The sequence below is a fragment of the Spirosoma flavum genome, from assembly GCF_042686045.1.
Taxonomy (GTDB): domain Bacteria; phylum Bacteroidota; class Bacteroidia; order Cytophagales; family Spirosomataceae; genus Spirosoma; species Spirosoma flavum.
This window is the reverse complement of sequence record NZ_JBHUOM010000001.1, coordinates 966,191-986,931: the sequence shown is the minus strand read 5'-3', so window position 1 is coordinate 986,931 and position 20,741 is coordinate 966,191. Positions and strand designations below refer to the sequence as shown.

17 protein-coding genes are annotated in these 20,741 nt (G+C 47.7%); 10 read left to right on the top strand and 7 right to left on the bottom strand.

Going from position 1 to position 20,741, the window contains the following annotated elements; translation table 11 throughout:
• Positions 1–20: 20 nt before the first annotated feature.
• Complete coding sequence (locus ACFS25_RS03975; protein ID WP_381497107.1) at positions 21–536, bottom strand: lipocalin family protein; 516 nt, start codon at positions 534–536, stop codon at positions 21–23.
• Positions 537–715: 179 nt separating this feature from the next.
• Between ACFS25_RS03975 and ACFS25_RS03970 the strand changes: the two genes are divergently transcribed.
• Both ACFS25_RS03970 and ACFS25_RS03965 read left to right on the top strand, forming a co-directional pair.
• Complete coding sequence (locus tag ACFS25_RS03970; RefSeq protein WP_381497106.1) at positions 716–2,047, top strand: alpha-L-fucosidase; 1,332 nt, start codon at positions 716–718, stop codon at positions 2,045–2,047.
• 128 nt (positions 2,048–2,175) lie between these two features.
• Positions 2,176–2,496 (top strand): heavy metal-binding domain-containing protein, encoded by a 321-nt coding sequence (locus ACFS25_RS03965; protein ID WP_381497105.1) that lies wholly within the window; start codon positions 2,176–2,178, stop codon positions 2,494–2,496.
• Between the two features lie 62 nt (positions 2,497–2,558).
• Here the strand turns inward: ACFS25_RS03965 and ACFS25_RS03960 are convergent, their stop codons facing one another.
• A complete protein-coding gene (locus ACFS25_RS03960) occupies positions 2,559–3,401 on the bottom strand; it encodes a metallophosphoesterase family protein (RefSeq protein ID WP_381497104.1) in 843 nt (280 codons plus the stop codon).
• A 194-nt stretch (positions 3,402–3,595) separates the two neighbouring features.
• Positions 3,596–5,128, bottom strand: coding sequence for a P-loop NTPase family protein (locus tag ACFS25_RS03955; RefSeq protein ID WP_381497103.1), 1,533 nt, complete (start codon positions 5,126–5,128; stop codon positions 3,596–3,598).
• A gap of 249 nt (positions 5,129–5,377) precedes the next feature.
• On the opposite strand from ACFS25_RS03955, the gene ACFS25_RS03950 reads away from it, so the two are divergent.
• Complete coding sequence (locus ACFS25_RS03950) at positions 5,378–7,171, top strand: IPT/TIG domain-containing protein (protein WP_381497102.1); 1,794 nt, start codon at positions 5,378–5,380, stop codon at positions 7,169–7,171.
• A 121-nt stretch (positions 7,172–7,292) separates the two neighbouring features.
• Here ACFS25_RS03950 and ACFS25_RS03945 read toward each other — a convergent pair whose 3' ends face one another.
• The gene (locus ACFS25_RS03945) at positions 7,293–8,228 is read right to left on the bottom strand and encodes a 2-hydroxyacid dehydrogenase (protein ID WP_381497101.1); all 936 of its coding nucleotides are present in this window, start codon (positions 8,226–8,228) and stop codon (positions 7,293–7,295) included.
• A gap of 188 nt (positions 8,229–8,416) precedes the next feature.
• Between ACFS25_RS03945 and pdxA the strand changes: the two genes are divergently transcribed.
• The 7 genes from pdxA (at position 8,417) to ACFS25_RS03910 (ending at position 17,985) form a co-directional block, all read left to right on the top strand.
• The gene (pdxA, locus tag ACFS25_RS03940) at positions 8,417–10,060 is read left to right on the top strand and encodes a 4-hydroxythreonine-4-phosphate dehydrogenase PdxA (RefSeq protein WP_381497100.1); all 1,644 of its coding nucleotides are present in this window, start codon (positions 8,417–8,419) and stop codon (positions 10,058–10,060) included.
• Positions 10,061–10,143: 83 nt separating this feature from the next.
• Positions 10,144–11,031 (top strand): YicC/YloC family endoribonuclease, encoded by an 888-nt coding sequence (locus ACFS25_RS03935; RefSeq protein WP_381497099.1) that lies wholly within the window; start codon positions 10,144–10,146, stop codon positions 11,029–11,031.
• Positions 11,032–11,036: 5 nt separating this feature from the next.
• Positions 11,037–11,672 carry a DNA-3-methyladenine glycosylase gene (locus tag ACFS25_RS03930; RefSeq protein ID WP_381497098.1) on the top strand — a complete coding sequence of 212 codons (636 nt, stop codon included), beginning with the start codon at positions 11,037–11,039 and terminating at the stop codon, positions 11,670–11,672.
• A 404-nt stretch (positions 11,673–12,076) separates the two neighbouring features.
• Complete coding sequence (gene treZ / locus ACFS25_RS03925) at positions 12,077–14,002, top strand: malto-oligosyltrehalose trehalohydrolase (protein WP_381497097.1); 1,926 nt, start codon at positions 12,077–12,079, stop codon at positions 14,000–14,002.
• Complete coding sequence (gene treY / locus ACFS25_RS03920; protein ID WP_381497096.1) at positions 13,944–16,691, top strand: malto-oligosyltrehalose synthase; 2,748 nt, start codon at positions 13,944–13,946, stop codon at positions 16,689–16,691. The genes treZ and treY overlap by 59 nt, the downstream gene beginning before the upstream one ends.
• A gap of 332 nt (positions 16,692–17,023) precedes the next feature.
• Positions 17,024–17,425 (top strand): hypothetical protein, encoded by a 402-nt coding sequence (locus tag ACFS25_RS03915; RefSeq protein WP_456242995.1) that lies wholly within the window; start codon positions 17,024–17,026, stop codon positions 17,423–17,425.
• On the top strand, positions 17,404–17,985 hold the full coding sequence (locus ACFS25_RS03910; protein ID WP_381497094.1) for an alpha-amylase family glycosyl hydrolase: 582 nt from the start codon (positions 17,404–17,406) through the stop codon (positions 17,983–17,985). The genes ACFS25_RS03915 and ACFS25_RS03910 overlap by 22 nt, the downstream gene beginning before the upstream one ends.
• Positions 17,986–18,048: 63 nt before the next feature.
• Here ACFS25_RS03910 and ACFS25_RS03905 read toward each other — a convergent pair whose 3' ends face one another.
• The 3 genes from ACFS25_RS03905 to ACFS25_RS03895 all read right to left on the bottom strand — a co-directional run bounded on the left by ACFS25_RS03905 (position 18,049) and on the right by ACFS25_RS03895 (position 20,738).
• Positions 18,049–19,611, bottom strand: a complete 1,563-nt coding sequence (locus ACFS25_RS03905; protein WP_381497093.1) for an ABC transporter permease/substrate-binding protein — start codon at positions 19,609–19,611, stop codon at positions 18,049–18,051.
• A 117-nt stretch (positions 19,612–19,728) separates the two neighbouring features.
• Complete coding sequence (locus ACFS25_RS03900; RefSeq protein ID WP_381497092.1) at positions 19,729–20,460, bottom strand: ABC transporter ATP-binding protein; 732 nt, start codon at positions 20,458–20,460, stop codon at positions 19,729–19,731.
• Positions 20,457–20,738, bottom strand: a complete 282-nt coding sequence (locus tag ACFS25_RS03895; RefSeq protein WP_381497091.1) for a DUF427 domain-containing protein — start codon at positions 20,736–20,738, stop codon at positions 20,457–20,459. The genes ACFS25_RS03900 and ACFS25_RS03895 overlap by 4 nt, the downstream gene beginning before the upstream one ends.
• Positions 20,739–20,741 lie beyond the last annotated feature (3 nt).

Below are 20,741 nucleotides of genomic sequence, written 5' to 3'. Positions count from 1 at the left end.
TACTGAGCCGGTTTTTAGAATTACTGTTTTTTCAAATCCATAGTATAGGTGTACGCAACCTTTGTACCCGTACTCAGATAATCCTGACTATCCTGCCATTGTAGCTGTAATATAGTGCCCGAACTCAGAACGGTATAATTAGTTTTTGTACCATCCGTTTTTGTAATCGTTAGTATGTTACCACTAAGTGCCCATTTACTCGAAGCATCAATACCAGTAATCGTGCTAGGGGGTATAGTACTTTTCTGACAGGTGGTTGGATTGTCGGTTGTAATAGATCCGCCCGTTTGAAACGTCAACGTAATGTCACTTAGGCAGGTAGTCGTTAATATTAACGGGGCAGCAGCCAACAAATCTTCATATAGTCCACCCACCTTCGGGCTTACTTTGAGCGCGTTTACTTTATAGCTCCCTTCAACGGTAGTGGTTGGCGTTGTTGTAGTAGGGTCGTCACTTTTCTTGCAACTGCTAAACCATAAAGGAATAGTTACTAATAAGGACCAGGCTAACAGGCGGGACGGGCACAGATTTTTCATTTTTTTATGGTTGTAAGAGGAAATTAATCAGGTTCAGTTTTACATTGGTACGCAAATAAAGTAAGTTCCTTAACTAGTTACACGAATCCTCTCAATAATTTGTGGATGATCCGCACAGAGAATCAATAAATAAAAAAAATAGAAGTCATCTTTTCTAATAAATCACGAGTATGTCGTCTATGCGTCTTCTACTGTTTTTTCTTGTTTGTCTGACTGTTTCAGCAGCTGCCCAAACTGACTATCAGCCCAGTGCCGAAAATCTGGCGGCTCGGAAAGTGTTTCAGGACAATAAGTTTGGACTATTTATTCATTGGGGTGTTTATAGCGTCTTGGGTGATGGTGAGTGGGTTATGAACCAACGTCAGATTCCCATTAAGGACTACGAAAAAATACCAGCGTTTTTCAACCCGACGGCCTTCGATGCGAAAGAATGGGTCACGATGGCCAAAAATGCGGGCATGAAGTACATCACCATAACGAGCAAACACCACGACGGATTTGCGATGTACGATTCAAAAGTTTCAGACTACGACATCGTTGATCGGACGCCTTACAAAAAAGATGTGTTGAAAGCCCTCGCCGATGAATGTCGGGCACAAGGTATCAAGCTATTTTTCTATCATTCCCACCTCGACTGGCACCACCCCGACTATTACCCGCGTGGCCGGACAGGCCAAACCGCCGGCCGGCCAGCCAGTGGCAACTTCGACAGGTACCTAACCTATATGGATACGCAACTGAGCGAGTTACTGACCAACTATGGTCCCATTGCTGGTATCTGGTTCGACGGATGGTGGGACCAATCGGCCAACGACAAACAAGATCCACACAAAACAGTGGTCGATTGGAAGCTTGACCGAACGTACTCACTCATTCATAAACTTCAGCCAGCCGCCCTGATTGGCAATAATCACCATGTGGCCCCATTTCCAGGTGAGGATTTTCAAATGTTTGAAAAAGATTTGCCAGGCCAAAATCACACCGGTTTCAGTGGTGAATCAGTTATTGGCCAATTACCCCTCGAAACCTGCGAAACCATGAACGGCGCATGGGGTTTCAATATCAAGGACGATAACTATAAAAGTACAAAAGATCTGGTGCATTATCTGGTGAAAGCAGCGGGCCACAATGCTAACTTCCTGCTCAATGTAGGGCCAATGCCGAATGGTAAAATCCAGCCGGAATTTGTAAAGACACTCGGCGAAATAGGTCAGTGGATGCAGAAAAATGGCGAAACAATTTATGGCACACGTGGCGGACCCATTTCAGCCCACAACTGGGGGGTTACAACAGCCGTGGGGAATCGGGTGTTTGTCCATCTGCTCGACTGGCCAGACCGCCAACTGACGCTACCTGCTATCTCTGGCAAAATCCGCTCAGCCAAATTATTTGCGGATAAGAGTCCGGTGAAGGTTGTACAGTCGCCAGAAGGTATTGTACTCACATTAGCCAGCGCCCCGTCAAACGAGGCTATTGACACGATTATTGAGTTGGAAATGGCACCAAAATAAGTTCTAATGCTGTTCGCGGTAGTGATTTCAAGTCCAATGTCTATTCAATCGCACATCTGTATAACTTTACAACCGCACGACCGCCCCGTGCTACGGCGAACCGATTTTTACCTTTATAATTTCTTCTTATGCTCGTAACCACTACCTCTAATATTGAAGGCAAACGTATTACAAAATATGTAGGGTTGGTCAACGGTGAGGCCATTATTGGTGCCAACCTTGTTAAAGATTTTTTCTCTCCAATCCGTGATGTAGTTGGCGGTCACTCAGGAGCGTATGTACAGGCTCTGCGGGAAGCTAAAAGTATTGCTCTCAAAGAAATGATCGATCAGGCCACGCGGCTGGGAGCTACCGCCGTTATTGGTGTCGATTTAGATTACCAAACCATTGGAGGAAGTGGTGCCATGCTCATGGTCAGTGCTAACGGCACAGCTGTAATTCTTGACTAACTGGGCTGATGCATGGTCTGTAGTGAGGGCATACGCCAGAGAAGCCATGATAACTCCCAGATTTAGAATATCAGGCTATTAATCTGTTTCTGATTGATAAAATCGTATTGGTACGTGCTGAGTGTCTGGCCAGCCTGTTCCACAATTCGATAGCCCCGGTAGGCGGTACCCCAGCTACTACCAAAATGGGCATCGAATAGCAAAGCCGACCGCTGATAAAAAATGCTCTGATCCTTTGTGTGGTCATGTCCGTGAAATACTGCCCGGACAGCTGGAAAATCGGTTAGAACGGACACAATATTGCCACAAATATCTGTACCCTGAATGTTATGAATAAACGGAATATGCATAAACAAAAACACGGGGACAGTCGAGCGTACCGTTTTTAGGGTTTGCCGAAGCCACACATCATCGCCACAAAGTGTGTCGCCTGCTTCGTTGGATGTGTCGAGCAAAATAAGGGTAGCGTTATCACGTTCAACAACATGGTTCGTGTCATAACCCCAGAGTTGCTGCCAGTCACTGACGCTCACCCGGTCATGATTGCCGCGCGTTACATAGTACGGCACAGGCAATGTATCCAAATAGGCTTTTGCTCTTGGCAGTAGATTATTGTTACCCTCGTGAACCAGATCGCCATTAATAACAATAAACTGTAATGGCGACGATTTATGTTCGCGGGTTAGAGCAGCCAGCAGGTCGGTATAAAACTGGTCCGACGTAGTGAACGGTTCGCCTAGGTGCCCATCCGACGCCACGGCAAAACGCAGGGGCAATACAGTGGGCGTGGGCGTTGCATCGGTAGTCTTATGACAGGAAAACAGCAACCCAGCCGAAACGGTGCCTACGGTTGCCTGTAAAAATAATCGTCGATTGATAGCGCACATCAAATTTAACTCCCTCATTTCAGAGCGATTAATTACGTTGTGTCAAAGGAAGCCTTTTCATATAGAATCGGTATTAAGAGCCTGTTAAACATTCATTAATGCTATTGGCTTAGCATAAAAAGGGCATTGACTGCTACCATAATGGTATCAATCAATGCCCTTAACTAAGGAATTAAATTACTTCTATGATGTATTTAATTCACTTTACTAGTCTAAAATTGATCGTCGTCTTCCTCTTCCTCCTCTTCTCCAAAATTACTGTTGGGGTTGAACATGGAGCCAAGTAGATCTTTAAATGACAAACCCGTATCCATTGCTTTTTTGCCAACCAATGAATGCTCTGCCAAACCGTGCAGAGCAAATTCCATCATAAACAGTTTTTCACCTTTGCTCAGGCGCGGGTGAAGTTGGTCAACCACATCGTCGAGGCCGTCAATGGTGCGAAGTCGGGCCTCATAGTCACGGTTGGTTAGATCGTTTAGGATCTCCATCGTGTTATTGTCGCCAAACCAATCCGTAATTTTCTTGTAGAGGTTACCGCGCTTATCTTTCTTGGCCTTTTCAGGATTCGGGAAATAAGCTAAAAACTGGTTGCGGATGGCTTTGCCAATCAGATTTTGTGCCACAATAACCGGGCCTTCAACCTCCCCTTCATACACCAGTTCGACCTTGCCACAAATGGCAGGAACCACGCCGTACAAGTCAGAAACACGAACATACGTTTCTTTTTCGCCGTTGATCAATGCCCGACGTTCAGCCGAGGAAAGCAGGTTTTCGTAAGCCGAAATAGTCATCCGGGCAGATACCCCGCTTTTAGAATCGACGTACTCACTCTCGCGGGCCTCAACCGCAATCTGTTCAATAAGATCAGCAATTAAGTCGTTGGTCTGTACCATGCCTTTCTGCTCGGTCTTAACAACCGCTTCCTGCATCGTAATCTTCTTCCCGATTTCAATGGATTTCGGATAGTGAGTCACAATCTGCGAGTCAATCCGGTCTTTCAAGGGCGTTACAATGCTTCCCCGGTTTGTATAATCTTCTGGATTGGCCGTAAATACAAACTGAATATCGAGTGGCAACCGGAGTTTAAACCCACGAATCTGGATGTCGCCTTCCTGCAAAATATTAAACAGGGAGACCTGGATTCGGGCTTGCAAATCGGGCAACTCGTTAATAACAAAAATACACCGGTGCGACCGTGGAATCAGCCCGAAGTGAATGGTTCGCTCGTCGGAGTAAGGCAATTTGAGCGTGGCCGCTTTAATAGGGTCCACGTCGCCAATAAGGTCGGCTACCGACACATCGGGTGTAGCGAGTTTCTCGGTATAACGATCGCTGCGATGCATCCACGAAACAGGCGTCTGGTCACCATGTTCGGCAATCAGATCGAGGGCAAAACGCGAGAGAGGTTGCAGCGGATCATCGTTTAATTCTGACCCGGCTACCACGGGAATATACTCGTCTAACAAGTTGACCATCAGCCGGGCGATACGGGTTTTAGCCTGACCACGCAACCCTAATAAATTGATGTGATGCATGGACAGAATAGCCCGTTCTACATCAGGAATAACCGTATCTTCGTATCCCCATATACCCGGAAAAACAACTTCTTTTTCCTTAATTCGGTCAATCAGATTTTCCCGCAATTCCTGCTTAATTGAGCGGGTTTCATACCCAGCGGCTTTGAGTTCGCCAAGCGTAGAGATTGTTAGTAATTTTGATGATTTCAGGCTGCGGTAGTTCATTCGCTGATTCTTAATGAATAATGCAGAATGGCAAATATTGATGTGGCCATCCGTGGGGTGAAAGTAATTTATTAAAGAATATAGGCTACAGTAAATGTTGACTATTCTTCACCGCACGGGCAACCCAGTCTATATTAATCACTCCTCCTTACTTCTAACAGGCTTTCGGCAGAAATGGTTTTTAGACGTTCAAATTGACTAATTTTACCAATTGATTATGCACCGGAGTGCAAATTCCCGTTGCCATTTATGAAATCAACATTATTACTTTTCTTCTTTTTTACTGTACTTCTTGGCTTATTCAGTTGCCGTGTTCAGCATAGTCCACCAGAATTAACCAAGTTATCAGCCCCACAAGCACTTGTAAACCAGAGCATTACGCTGACTGGTTATCAGTTTGGCACTGACCCAACTGTTACATTTGGCATGGCGGCATCGGCAGTTACAGCCCCAATTGGTAGTCATGATGAAACTACTATTCAATTAGTGGTACCGCGTGTACTTCCCGGTAAAACCCAAATTCGTGTCCAAACCAAAGAGGGCACTTCAGACCCATTACCGTTCACCGTTTTGCAACCGGCACCTATTGTAACAGCCGTTACGCCCGCAAATGGGCTTCAAGGTACAGAGGTGGCTATAACAGGCGATTACCTTAATCAGATTAAACGAATCCGGTTCGACAATATCGATGCCGTAGTAAAAGATAGTTCTGCCCAAAAAATTACCATTGTTATACCGGCTAACGTGCCACGAGGTCCGCAGGCACTGGTTGTGGAGACGTTGGCAGGCATAGTAGTGACTAAGTTTGTCGTTGCCGGAACACCCCAGATTACAAGTGTTGGCCCGTTGAAAACAAAACCCGGTGCCGAGTTGGTCATTCAGGGCAAGAACTTGACAGATGGCATTGTAAGCATCAATGGCCTGGCCACCGACAAAAATCTAACGACTATTAAAGATACCGAGATTCGCACAACGATTCCAGCAACAGCAACGACAGGTTTAGTAACAGTCAAGGTTTTCGATGTGTTAGTAGCAACCAGTACCGATACGGTAAAGATTTTCCAGCCGCCCTTTATCACGCATCTTGTTGCCCAGGACGGCATTGCGGGCGATAAATTACTGGTGGAGGGCAGAAATCTGAGCGAAGTATCAACTATATCTATTGGTACAATCCCGGTAACATTTCGATTGCTTAGCGATACGCAAATCGAAGCCATTGTCCCTGCGTTGCCTTCGTCGGGGCAAGTGTCCGTAACGGCCAGCGGCATTGGCGGCAACACGACGGCTACCGATCCGTTCTTTTTTTACGTAGCGCCCTCCAACCTCGTCCTTAGTCCGGCCCGGCAATTTCCAGGACGACCGCTTACCATTTCGGGCAAGAATCTCTACCGAATTACCGGGGTTACTATCAGTGGCATTTCCGTACCTATCACTAGTCGCAATGAGGGTTTCGACCTGCTCGTTGGCATTCCCGCAACGGCAGTTAGTGGACCGGTTACGGTTACTAGTCGGGCGGGTACAGCCTCGGCACCACTCGTTATTATTCTGAAAGCGGTTGTTTCGGACATCGTTCCACTGAAAGCGCGACCCGGCGATCTCGTGGTTATACAGGGCAACTTTTTACTAAATGCTCAGATTTTCTTCACCGGATCGGCTACAGCCGCCGTCGATGGCGGCAAAAATGAAGATACTGAACGATGGGTTCTGGTCCCGGCAGATGCCCAAACCGGTCCTTTGAAGGTGGTTAATTCAACGAATGATGCGACCACAACGGCGTCGTTCACCATACTACGGGTTGTTGCAAACGCAGATTTCACCCCTAAATCGGGCAAGGTTGGGGACGACGTTGTTTTGACCGGTCTAAATTTATCATCCGTTCAGGAAATTCGGTTTGGCAATGGCGCATCGGTAGCCGCTAAGTTTGTGCTGGAAGGAGCAACCATTAGAGTGACGGTTCCGACCGGAGCCACGACCGGGCAAATCTGCCTGACAAATGAAGCGGGTACAACCTGCACCAGTGCTAACTTCACGGTAACTAAATAAGAGTCGCCAGGTATTGCCGGACTACGATGTGCCGGCACTACCTGACGACCCTTATTGGATGTCCTTGTTCATATATACATCGCTGACGCATAGGAGCCTTAAGGCACTACAGATCAGCTATTTATTTCAGCAACTGTCTTACCAGCACTTCATTAATTCTAACATAGCTTTCGTGGGTCCAGCCAGCAATGTGGGGAGTTAGCACAACCCGGTCTGATTGACGAAGATAATCGAATGAAAGCTGCTGGTCGGGGGTGAGTTTCGCCAACTTTTCGTTTTCCAGCACATCTAAACAAGCTCCACGAATTTTTCCGCTTTTCAACCCATTTACCACTGCCGACAGCGATACAATTTCGCCCCGCGCAATATTTATCAAGTAGAACGGCTTACCGAATTGACCAATGAAGGTGTCATTGATGAACATTCGTGTCTCGTCGGTTAGTGGAACGTGCAGACTTAGAACATCCGCTTCGGTTTTAATTTCGTCCAGCGTAGCTTCTTTGGCAAAAGCGTCGCCGTAGTTCGTCAGGAATTTATCATAGGCCAGTACCCGGCAGCCAAATCCACTAAGTCGCTGGGCCGTAGCATGACCGTTGTTACCATAACCAATAAGACCAACCGTGAGGCTACCAAGTTCGTACCCCCGATTACCTTCCCGATCCCAAATATCCTGGCGCACCTCACGGTCTGCTTTCAAAATATTCGCCAGTAAAGCCAACAGCATGCCAACCGTATGTTCAGCTACGGCGTCGCGGTTGCCTTCACCCGCGTGAAAAACCCGGATACCCCGCCGTTTCGCAGCATCGAGATCAATTAAATCAAGCCCAGCGCCCGCCCGGCCAATAAAACGCAGCTTTGGTGCCAGCGCTAATAACTCCTCATTAACGCTGGTCTTGCTTCGGATAATAAGACCATCAAAGGGAGAAAGGGCGGTTAGCAGCTCATCGCGTGTAATTTTGGGCTGATAATCGTAGTGAAAGCCCGCTTGATCGAGCATAGCAAAGAGCGACGGGTGCATTTCGTCGGCAATGAGAATAGAGAGTTGGTTCTGGGACATCCGTTGGGTTTTCGTAACTTGCAGGCAATAAAAAAAAGAACGCTGACTGAAGACGGGGTAACCGGAGCGACGAAATGTAAATAGCGTCGCTTCGAGAGTTAATTATCCCTTTTTTATCGCTCCGGTTACCCGGTCTTCAGTCAACATTATTCATTAGTTAAAATTCCCGGCGAAACTACAAAAAGTGCATGGAACAACGCCAATCCGAAGAATCGAACCCACCCCGTACGACTCCGTCAGCCGCGCCCATCACAAACGCCCGACCAGATAATACGCAAGTGGACGAAACCGGATCAATACCCTCACAACAGATGGGGAACCAACCTGTCGGTAATCAGAAGGAAGGGCCAAAGCGCGAGAATCGCACTGGCGAACCTCGCACCGGTGAACCTCGAAATGAGCGTAATCGCAATGGCGAACCACGCGATGGTGGGTCACGAAATAGCGGCCCACGCGAAGGAAGTGCCAATCAACGCGACAACCGACAGCAACCAAATCGGACTGGTCGTAACGAACGGCCTGCCGGTGAGGAGGAGGCCGGTACTGCTCCAGTCGATCGGCCAGAAGGGACACCCCGACCTGGGCAGCGGTTTAAAAATCAACGCGACGGGCAACCCAACAACGGCCAACGGTCTAGTGAAAATCGCCAGCGCGAGGATAACCAGCCCGACCGTAACCGCCCAACAAACGCCACCCGAAATGGACAACGCGAACGCGAATTCATGCCAGGTGATTTGGAGCAAAACGATGATGACAATCAGTCGTTACAACCAACTGAAAATGTCGGGCGGGAAGATCGGTTAATTATTGGCATTTCACTCGGCGATTATAATGGAATTGGGCCCGAAGTGATTCTGAAAGCCTTGCAGTATAACCGTCTACAGAAAATCTGCACGCCTGTGATCTACGGGTCTATGCGGATTTTGAACCGTTATCGTAATTTGCTAAACTTAAAAGACTGGAACCTCAATGGTGCTCAGACTGTCGGGCAAATCAGTCATAAGCTCACGAACGTTATTACGTGCTGGCCCGATCAAAATCAGGATATTCAGCCAGGGCAGGTAACCCCCGACGCCGGGCAGGCCGCTTTTGCGTGTTTGCAGCGGGCCGTCGATGATTTGAAAGACGGCAAACTAGATGCTATAGTGACAGCACCTATCAATAAAAATAATATTCAGTCGGAGGAGTTTAAATTTCCTGGGCATACCGAGTATTTGGCGAAGGAATTTGGCGTACAGGACAACCTGATGTTTCTGGTGAGCCAGACGTTGCGCGTAGGCGTTGTAACAGGACACGTACCGTTGGGACGCGTTCGGCAGAATGTTACCCGCGAACGAATTGCCCAGAAACTAACCTTGATGATGCAGTCGTTGAAGCAGGATTTCGGCATCGAAAAGCCAAAAATTGCGGTACTGGGTCTCAATCCACACGCGGGCGAAGAAGGGCTGCTGGGTACGGAGGAAAATGACATCATAAAGCCGCTTATTGCTGAATGGCGAGACAAAGGTCAGTTGGTGTTTGGCCCCTACCCCGCCGATGGTTTCTTTGGTACACGAGCCTATACGAAGTTCGACGCGGTATTGGCTATGTATCACGACCAGGGCCTGATTCCGTTTAAAGCCATTGCTTTTGAAGAAGGGGTCAACTTTACGGCTGGAATGTCTGCTGTCCGAACGTCGCCAGATCATGGCACTGCCTATGATATTGCGGGTAAAGACCTAGCCGATGAAACATCCATGCTGCAAGCTATTTATACTGCCATTGACATTGCCCGAAACCGGAAAGAGTTTTTGGAACTGGAAGCAGGAGCCTTGAAAAGACAATCCATTTAAACATATATCATGGTTTGTGCGTAATGGACAAAAAATAGCCATGCGTCTGCCACCCACAAACTACATAGTAAAACTCATTACAAATGCTCAAATCAATGACCGGCTTCGGCAACGCAACGGTGGAGGCCGGTGGTCTGTCTGTAACAGCTGAAGTTAAAACACTGAATTCTAAGTTTTTAGACATTTATTGCCGAATGCCCCGTCAATTCTCCGACAAAGAAATTGAGTTACGGGCATTGCTGACTCAACAACTGGAGCGTGGCAAAGTTGAACTTTCGCTTAACCTTGCCCGAACAAACGCCGTTCGGCCAAGCATTACGATTAACAGACCACTCGTCTTGGCTTACGTTTATGATATCAAAGAAACGGCCAACACTATGTTGATGAGTATACCCGACAGCGATGTACTGCAACTGGCTCTGCAACAGCCCAATGCGTACCTCTCTGAATCGGCTGATTCCACAGCCGATTCATCAGACTGGTCAACAGTGGTGGCGGCTGTGCAGGAAGCCATTCGCCGGTGCGATGGTTTTCGCAAACAGGATGGCGCTGTTTTAGAAAGCAAATTTCAGGAGTATATCCAGATTATTACCGACCGCCTGGCGGATATAGAAGAACACGATGTTCGGCGGATTCCAGCCGTACGGGACCGAATGCGTAACTCCGTGCGGGAGTTGTTAGAGAGCGAAACGTTTGACCAGAATCGCTTTGAACAGGAGTTAGTCTATTACGTCGAGAAGTTCGACATTTCGGAAGAGAAAGTCCGGCTCAAAAACCACCTCAGTTATTTTCTGGAAGTACTGGCAACAGAAGAAGCCAACGGTAAAAAGTTGAATTTTATCTCGCAGGAAATCGGCCGCGAAATAAATACGATCGGTTCCAAAGCCAACGACGCATCCATTCAGCGGTTTGTGGTTCAGATGAAAGATGAACTGGAGAAAATTAAAGAGCAGACAATGAACGTGATCTAGGAGATATGTCGAAACTCGCACTCGATTTTTATCAATCCCACGACACACTGACGCTGGCTCAGCTTCTGCTCGGCTGCGAACTTGTTCACGAAACGCAGGAAGGCGTTACCGCGGGAATTATTACGGAGACGGAGGGCTACCTCACCGACGATCCGGCCTGCCATGCTTATCGGCGGCAAACGCCCCGAAACGCAGCGATGTTTGGCCCGGCTGGAATGCTGTACGTGTATCAGATTTATAACCACTACAACTGCATCAACGTTGTAACGGGACCGGAGGGTGTAGGCGAAGCAGTGCTAATTCGCGCGCTCGAACCGACAGAAGGCCTTGACCTGATGGGACTTCGGCGAAACGAAGCTTTCAAAATCGGCTTTGAACGATACCGTAACAATACCATTGATTCGACCACAGCTGATGGCCAGCGTAATCTCACAAACGGCCCCGGCAAACTAACTATTGCGATGGGTATCAACCGGCAGGAGCACAATTCTTCGTCACTGACAACAGGGGAGATTTACATTCGTGGGCCGGTTTTGCACGACTTCGATATGGTTACCACCACGCGCATCGGCTTGACACTGGGCGCCGATTTGCTGTACCGATATTATATAAAAGGAAATAAGTTTGTGAGTAAAAAGTAAGGTATACCATGTGGTTCTACACTTCCTGTGCAGGATAATGGCTTTCTGTAAACCTCTTCTATTTAGGGTAGAGTCCTTTTATCAATCTGTGATTCTTATTAGGAAAGCTCCGTTTATCTGTCGAGTAATGCTGTCGTTCAACTCATACAACTGGCCGTAGGAAGGTAGAAAAGCCTAAACCCAGTGAAGAATAAGGTGTAAACGTGACCTATTTTTCCTACTTTCCCGCTTTAGATTGGCTATAGAGCCGTTGCCTCACTTCACATTCTTCTTAATCGACGTCTGTTACTGCATGCCTGTTTAATAAAGAAAACAGGCATTGGCCCATGTTGTATTCTCAGAGATGAGTCCAACTGGCCGCACAGCGTTAAGCCTGCCGAGAACGCTATAAATCTTTTACGCGTATGACGCACCTCATTACCAGCGATAGGCGCTCACTTGGGGTAAGCTTCCCGACTGCAAATCAGGCGAATGTAGTGGTATGGGCACCTCTGGCCATACATGTTGCCATTAAGATTTATGGAAATCCAGCCGCTATTCCCTTAAAAAAAGAAGAGCTGGGGTATTGGCGATTAACAACTAGCCAAATCAGGCCCAATGACCTGTACACGTTCATACTCAATGGCCAACAGGAGTATTCCGATCCGATATCGCTTTGCCAACCGCAAGGGGTGCATGGCCCCTCACAGGCGATTGATACAGCCTCTTTTCGTTGGGAAGATCAGAGTTGGGTCAACCCTCCGTTAGAAAAATACCTGCTATACGAGATTCACACCGGCACCTTCACGCCCGAAGGAACCTTCCAGAGCCTGGAAAGCAAACTGGACTATCTGAAAGCGTTGGGTATAAATGCCATTGAAATCATGCCTGTGGCCCAATTCTCGGATACCCGTGATTGGGGTTATGATGGGGTCTATACATTTGCTGTTCAAAACTCCTATGGCGGTGCCAATGCCCTGCAACACCTGATTAATGCCTGCCATTTTAGAGGCATCGCTGTCGTGCTGGATGTAGTCTATAATCACTTTGGACCCGAAGGAAGTTACGTCAGTGAGTTTGGCCCCTACTTAACCGATAAATATCATACACCTTGGGGGAAGGCCATTAATTTTTACGATGCCTGGTGTGATGGTATCAGGCACTATGTACTCGAAAACGCGTTGATGTGGTTTCGGGATTTCCACGTTGATGCCCTGCGGTTGGATGCCGTTTATGCCTTTAAAGACTTTAGCCCCGTTCATATTCTGCAGGAACTTCGGCAACAGGTCGATTTATTGATGGAAATAACCGGCCGTCAGCACCATCTGTTGGTTGAGTGCGATTTGAACGATCCCCGCTTTATTGACCCCTTAACCAGACAGGGTTACGGCATGAATGCTCAGTGGATGGATGAGTTTCATCATTCGTTGCGGGTTGCCATCGGAGAGGAGAAAACAGGCTATTATGCCGATTTTGATGGGCTGGCTAATCTGGCTAAGTCCTACCGGGATGGATATGTTTATGATGGGCAGTTCTCGACCGTACGCAAGAAGTTCTTTGGCCGTAAAGCCGATATAGATTCGGGCCAGAAGTTTATCGTCTTTTCGCAGAACCATGATCAGGTGGGTAATAGAAAGCAAGGTGAGCGTTCGAGCCAGCTATACAGCTACAATGCCCTAAAATTACTGGCGGGAGCGGTATTGGTCAGCCCTTATATTCCCCTGTTATTTATGGGCGAAGAGTGGGGCGAAACCAACCCATTTTTTTATTTCGTAAGTTATTCCAAACCCGAATTGATTGATGCCGTGCGGCAGGGTCGTCAGGAAGAGTTTGCCACGTCTCACCCAGATGAGAAGGTAGCTGATCCACAAACAGAAGAAACGTATAAAGAGGCTAAACTGCAATGGAATCTGCTGGAGCAATCTCCTCATCAAAGCCTGCTATGGTACTACCAGACCCTGATTGCCCTGCGCCAACAGCTACCGGCTCTCTATCACCTGGATCGTCAGCAAATAGATGTAATTGACGACCCCGAAAAAGAAACCCTCACTATACACCGATGGCACGAGGATCAGCATGTACTTTGTTTGATGAATTTCGCCAAACAACCACAATCCATACCCTTACAGATAGTCGGAGACGAACACACACTCTGGCAAAAACTTCTCGATTCGGCCGATCCGCAGTGGCAACTGCACCCAAAATTGGAGACCAGTACAGCTCCCGAATTCGTATCTGGCTCTGAAACCATACGACTTCAAGCTGAGTCATTTATTCTTTATGCCCAAAATCATGAAAAATCTCGTTTCCACCTACCGGATCCAATTTCACCGCGGCTTTACCTTTCTTGATTTTGAGCCCATTATTCCCTATCTGGACAAACTTGGTGTTCGCACCATTTATGCCTCCCCCATTGTTGAGGCCGTGCCAGGTAGCCTGCATGGGTACGATTCGGTAAACCCCCAGCAAATTAGTCCCGAAATTGGTACGGAAGCGCAACTACGGTCCATTAGTCAGAAGCTTACCCGGCGGGGCATGCGCTGGATACAGGATATTGTGCCTAATCACATGGCCTTTCATCCCAATAACCACTGGTTGATGGATGTTATGGAGAAGGGTCAATTATCGCTTTATGCACCATTTTTTGATATAGACTGGACTAGCCCGGTGTATGAAGGACGGCTCATGGTTCCTTTTCTGGGTTCTTCATTAGAAGAAACACTCGAAAAAGGCGATTTAGCGGTGGCCTACCAAGGCAGCAAGTTCGTCATTACCTACTACGATACGGTTTATCCGTTACATGTGCGCTCTTACGCTACCATTTTGCAGGCGGGTAAAGGTGGCCCCAATGAGGCTGTTCAGGAACTGCTTGACCAAGTTAAACAACTTCAAAAAACCATCGATCCACAGGTCTACACTCGGCAAAGCACTCACTGTCAGCAAACACTTGCCAAGTTGATGGAGGAGGCTACGACAAAAGCCTATATCAAGCGTTGCATAACATCGGTTAATACACGACCCAACTGTATGCAGCAAATTACCAACGAGCAGGCGTACCGGCTGTGTTATCATGGAGAGACAGACCAGCAAATTAATTACCGACGCTTTTTTACGGTCAATGCTCTAATCTGTGTTAACATTCAAAACCCGGTTGTTTTTGAACAGATTCACGCGCTTCCTAAAGCATTGCTTGACGAAGGCATTTTTCACGGGCTGCGAGTCGATCATATCGATGGCCTGTATGATCCCAGTGGCTACCTAAAGCGACTTCGGAAACTGGCGGGAGAGGACACGTACATAGCCGTCGAAAAAATTCTTCAAAACGACGAAGAGCTTCCTTCTTACTGGCCTATTGAGGGAGCAACAGGTTATGCATATTTGTCGATGGTTAACAACCTATTCACCCGAACTGACAGTGAAATCACTTTTACCCGGTTCTATCAGAGCCTGCTGGGAAAGAAAACGGTAGTGCATCAGGAGTTGTACGACAAGAAAGGTTATATCCTCAACCAGCATATGAAAGGCGAGCTAGACAACCTGTATAAGCTTTTTCTGACATTGAAACTGATTGACAAAAAGCGGTTAGCGGAGGTATCACCTGATCATCTAAAAGCAGCAATCGGTGAGTTTTTAATTCAGTGTCCGGTGTATCGGTACTATGGCAACCAGATGCCCTTGAGCACAGTCGAAACAACAGCAGTGGGTGCTATTTTCAAGCGGGTTAGAAAGAGAAAACCAGCGTTGGCACCCGCGGTTAATTTTCTGGAAGATGCCTTACTGCAAAAACCACAGTCAGAAAAAAAAGATTACAACGACAAGGCATTGCGTTTCTACCAGCGCTGTATGCAATTTACTGGGCCGCTGATGGCTAAGGGCGTTGAAGATACGCTCATGTACACCTACAACCGCTTTATCGGACATGACGAAGTGGGTGACTCTCCTGACTACTTTGGCCTTACAGTCGATACGTTTCATCAGAAAATGAGTGGTCGGCAGGCTCATTGGCCGCTGGCGCTCAACGCCACCTCAACCCACGATACCAAACGGGGCGAAGATGTAAGAAGTCGTCTGAATGTGCTCACCGATCTGGCCGATGAATGGGTCAGCGTTGTGCAGGAGTGGCAGCAACTAAACGTTGACCTTAAACAAAACACAACTCCCGGCCAAGATCTGCCCGATGAAGCTTCTCCTGACCCAAACGACGAATATTTTATATATCAGACGCTGCTTGGCGCTTACCCGATGCCTGATCAGGACGAGGATGATTTTCCTGACCGGCTGACAGAATACCTGCAAAAAGCGATGCGGGAAGCCAAGCGAAATTCGACCTACGATGCGCCTAACGAAAGGTATGAAGAAGCAACCATAGCATTCGCTACGCAGTTACTGGATAAGAAAAGGCCCTTCTGGGACAGTTTTCAGGCTTTTCATCAACGGATAGCTGACTTCGGTATTATTAACTCTTTAGTGCAGGTTGTTCTTAAATGTACCTGCCCCGGCCTGCCCGATATTTATCAGGGCTGTGAAGGTTGGGACTTGAGTCTGGTAGACCCCGATAATCGCCGTCCAGTTGACTTTGATTTGCGCCAGCGATGGCTGAATAAAGGGATGCAGGGCGATGCTGAAACAATATGGCGTGAGCTATGGAAAACGCGGTATAATGCCCACATTAAACTTTGGCTGGTGCATACCCTATTGACCGAGCGCAATCAACATCCCGATCTCTTTGCCAACGGTAATTATATTCCGTTGTTAGTAGAGGGCCGTTACAAAAAGCATGTACTGGCATTTGCCCGACAGTATAAACAGACTTGGTATGTTATTGCGGTGCCACTGGGCCTATCTCAATTGGGTAGCAAACAACCAGACGAGATAGTCACTCTGGACTGGCAGGACACACGTATTATCATGCCTGCTGAAGCGCCCAAACAATGGCATCACCAATTGCTGAATAGTATGGGTAAGGTCGCCAATGGGATTGTCATAGCAGACTTATTTAATGTTCTGCCAATAGCAGTACTTAAATTGGATCTCAATTAATTACTTTACTTCCGTTGCTTCCAACAACACGTTGAGTCTAACTTAGTAATTGAAGAAGGAAGTAAATATCAGATCAAACGGCCCTGGATAATTTTGAACAGTCCCGGGACTATACTTGGCAACAGATGCAGCAACTAATGGTGGAGCAGTTGACCATGCATCCGTAAAATAAAAGGCAAAGACCGCTCATTGACCTTTAATACAGTAGGCTGTTTATGGGGAAGATGGTAGCTGGATAAAGGAATTGCCGGCTTTCGGGTGGACGCGGTTTCCTTTCTAATTGAAATTGCTACCCCGACTTCGATCCAGAGAAGCCTGAATATCAGTTCGATATTATTACACAATTACACCAATACAGTCAATGGCATAAACGGGATGCTATTTTACTGGGGGAAGCTAACGTCGATCCGAAAGATCAGGAGCCTTATTTCGGGAAAGATGGCCAGAACATGCAGACGATGTTCAATTTTTTCACTAACCAGCACCTCTTTTACGCCCTGGCAACAAGCGAAGTAAAATTGCTTAGAAAAGCACTGGAAGACACCAAAAATATTCCACCAACGGCTCAGTGGGCTCATTTTCTGCGCAACCATGACGAAGTAGATTTAGGGCGACTAAGCGATAAAGAACGGGATCAGGTTTATGCTAAATGCGGTCCCGATACAACCATACAACTTTACAAACGAGGCATCCGTCGCCGACTGGGGCTCCTATGCTTGGTGATCGCCGTTTGATTGAGTTGGCGTACAGTATGCTGTTTTCATTGCCCGGTATGCCGGTTATCCGATACGGTGAAGAAATTGGTATGGGCGACGATCTTACGTTGAAAGAGCGTCTGTCAATTCGAACGCCAATGCATTGGTCAACTAGACTCAACAGAGGATTTTCGGGCGCGGCCAAGCTGGTTCGGCCTGTCATAAGCAAGGGCCCATATCGCTATACTCAGGTTAACGTAGCCTCTCAACGTTCCGACTCCGCTTCGCTACTAAACAAAATCACCCGATTGGCCCGTCTGCGCAAACAATGTCCTGAAATTGGTTGGGGAAAATGGGATATCCTCGACACGGGATCAGAGCACGTATTGGCTATCCGGTATGACTGGAAAGGCCGTTCCTTGGTTACGATACACAACTTCAGCCCTGACCCGCAGCAATGCCAGTTAAGTAAGATACTGAAACCCAAAAGTACGTTGCTTAATCTGTTGGATAACACACAGCATCAGGTTGGCAGTAAAGGCGAGTACACAGCTCAGGTGCCAGGTTACGGATACACTTGGTATCGATTAGTAAACTGATGCATCACAAAAACCACGGCTAACAGACTGATAAAATTCAACAATTAATGTACCAATAGATCATCATTTCTTGCCAAGATAGCGCACCAGATCGTCAATTGACTGAATCCCCAATTGTTTCGCCTGCTCCCGGCGCATCATCAGGCAATAGCTATTGTTGAAACCCAGTGGTTTTAACCAGTCGAGCTGATACGTTTCCTGAAACTGTCGCCGACAAAACTGGTAAACCGAGTCCGATTGCATAGACAGCGTTTTGAGCGTTGTAGCCGAGGGTTGCAGAACGACCAGCAAACCGGTGCCGGTGTACTCGGGATAGAAATCAATTGCCCCGGTGCGTAGCGCATCAAAACAGATTTGCGTGCCGCCAAGACCTGTTTTTGTCACGACCCGCAGGTTGGTTTGACCTTCAATTAGTTGGCGGTACATTTCGGCTAGAATATATTGTTCCGTAAACACTTTCGAACCTATTACAACCGTTTCTGACCGGTCACCTAATGCGGCTGGAGTTTTGTATAAACCAACTCGTTGTAAAAAATTCCGTGCTACTATTTCCGGCGATTCTTTTTTATAATCGACTCGGTAATTCAACGCAGTCATGACCGAATCAGTCAATTTACCAGCCAGCAGATTAAGCGTCGGGCCGAGATCGGGGTAGCGAGCAAGGGTTGTTTGTCGAACCACCGGAGCCGCTTCGTAGGGCGGAAAGGCGTGGCGGTTATCTGCCAGCACCAGCAAGTCGAACGCTTTGATGCGGCCATCAGTCGAGTAGCCGCTGATAATGTCAACCTGCTCCCGACGAATGGCTTCGTACATCAGGTTCTGATCAATAAGTTTAGGCCGCAGGTGCAAGCCGTAGGTTTTCTGCAAACCCGGATAGCCATCCGCCCGTCCATAAAATTCGTGCGCGAAGCCAGCAACGAGTTTGTCTTGTCGGCCCGGTAACAGATAAAAAGCCGATAGAAAGGGCACTAGAAATACGAAAGCCAGTACCCCAACGCGAAGTTTTCGGCCCGACAATCGTTGCAAACGAGCTAGTCCAAAATCAAACCCAACAGCTAGCAAAGCCGCCGGAATAGCCCCTGCCAGCATCATGTTGACGTTGCTGAGTGCGATACCACTAAAAATAAATTCGCCCAGTCCACCCGCAGCGACATAAGCCGCCAGTGTTGCCACCCCTACATTAATGACCGTTGCCGTACGGATGCCCGCAAAAATAACGGGCAGAGCCAATGGCAATTCAACCTTAGTTAACACTTGATTATCGGTCATGCCCACACCCCTGGCGGCTTCCTTCACCATCGGGCTAACTTCTGTAATACCAACGTAAGTGTTTCGGATGATGGGCAACAGCGCATACAAAAATAACGCAACCAACGCCGGACCGATACCAATGCCCAATAGAGGAATCAGGAAACCTAATAGTGCAACGCTTGGCACCGTCTGTAATACACCCGCAACTCCCAAAACACCACTCGCCAGCCGGGTCCAGCGCGAGATAATAATGCCAAGCGGCACACCAATCAGCAATGCCAGTAGCAATGACACAAACGTCAACCAAATGTGGGTTAAGGTTTGCTCCAGTAATTTATTAGCATGGTCGCGGATAAAAGCAAAAAAATCAGTCATGAATAATTGATGTCATACTGAACGAAATACGCAAGTAAAGACTACGGTTTCCAGCAAAATAAGTACCGTTCCGGGAAGACAATTTCATTAACAAAAGGGCTGATCAATCCGGCGAAATCACTTGGTTCGCAGTGGTTTATCATCCAGAAAATCGCGTACAAAATCAGTAGCCGGATTAGTCATCAACTCGTCAGGCGGGCCGATTTGTACGATGCGTCCCTTGTCCATGAGGGCAATACGGTCGGCTAGTTCGAGGGCTTCATTTACATCATGTGTTACCAGCACAACGGTCGTTTCGCGTAGTTCATTTAGCCCGAATAATTCCCGTCGAACGTGCCGACGGGTGAAAGGGTCAAGTGCGCCAAACGGCTCATCCATCAGCACCACAGGCGGCTTAACAGCCAACGCCCGCGCCAACCCGACGCGCTGCCGTTGGCCGCCACTCAGTTCAGCCGGATAGCGGGTCAATACTGAAGCGGGTAGTTGGAGTTTGTCAATCAGTTCGCGAGTTCGCTCCTGAATTTGGGCGGGTTCCCAACCGAGCAATTTTGGTACAGTTGCAATTGCGTCGGCAACGGTATAATGTGGAAACAACCCCCCATCCTGAATAACGTAGCCAATTCGTCGGCGCAATTCAGGACCGGGTTGCTGCCGAACATCTATACCATCCACACTGATTGAACCCGTTGTGGGTTCAATCAGCCGGTTAATCATTTTAAGCGTAGTCGTTTTGCCGCAGCCACTAGTCCCCAGCAACACCAACGTTTCACCTGGTCCAACTCGTAGCGATACCTCGTTAACAGCCGTGTGCGAGGCAAAGCGTTTAGTCAGATTTTGAATGTCAATCATTCGGTTATTTTTACGCCTTTCCAGAAAGCCACATACTCTTTGATTTGACTCGCGGCTGGTTTTGGATCAGGATAATACCAGGCTGCATCCGTATTGGTCTTGCCATCTACCGTCAATGAGTAATACGATGCCAAACCCTTCCAGGGGCAGGTTGTATGCGTTTGGCTATCCGTTAGATAGTCAGCCTTTACCGAATCTTTCGGAAAATAATGATTGTTCTCAACGACAACCGTGTCGTTACTTTCGGCGATAGTTTCACCGTTCCAGATAGCTTTCATATT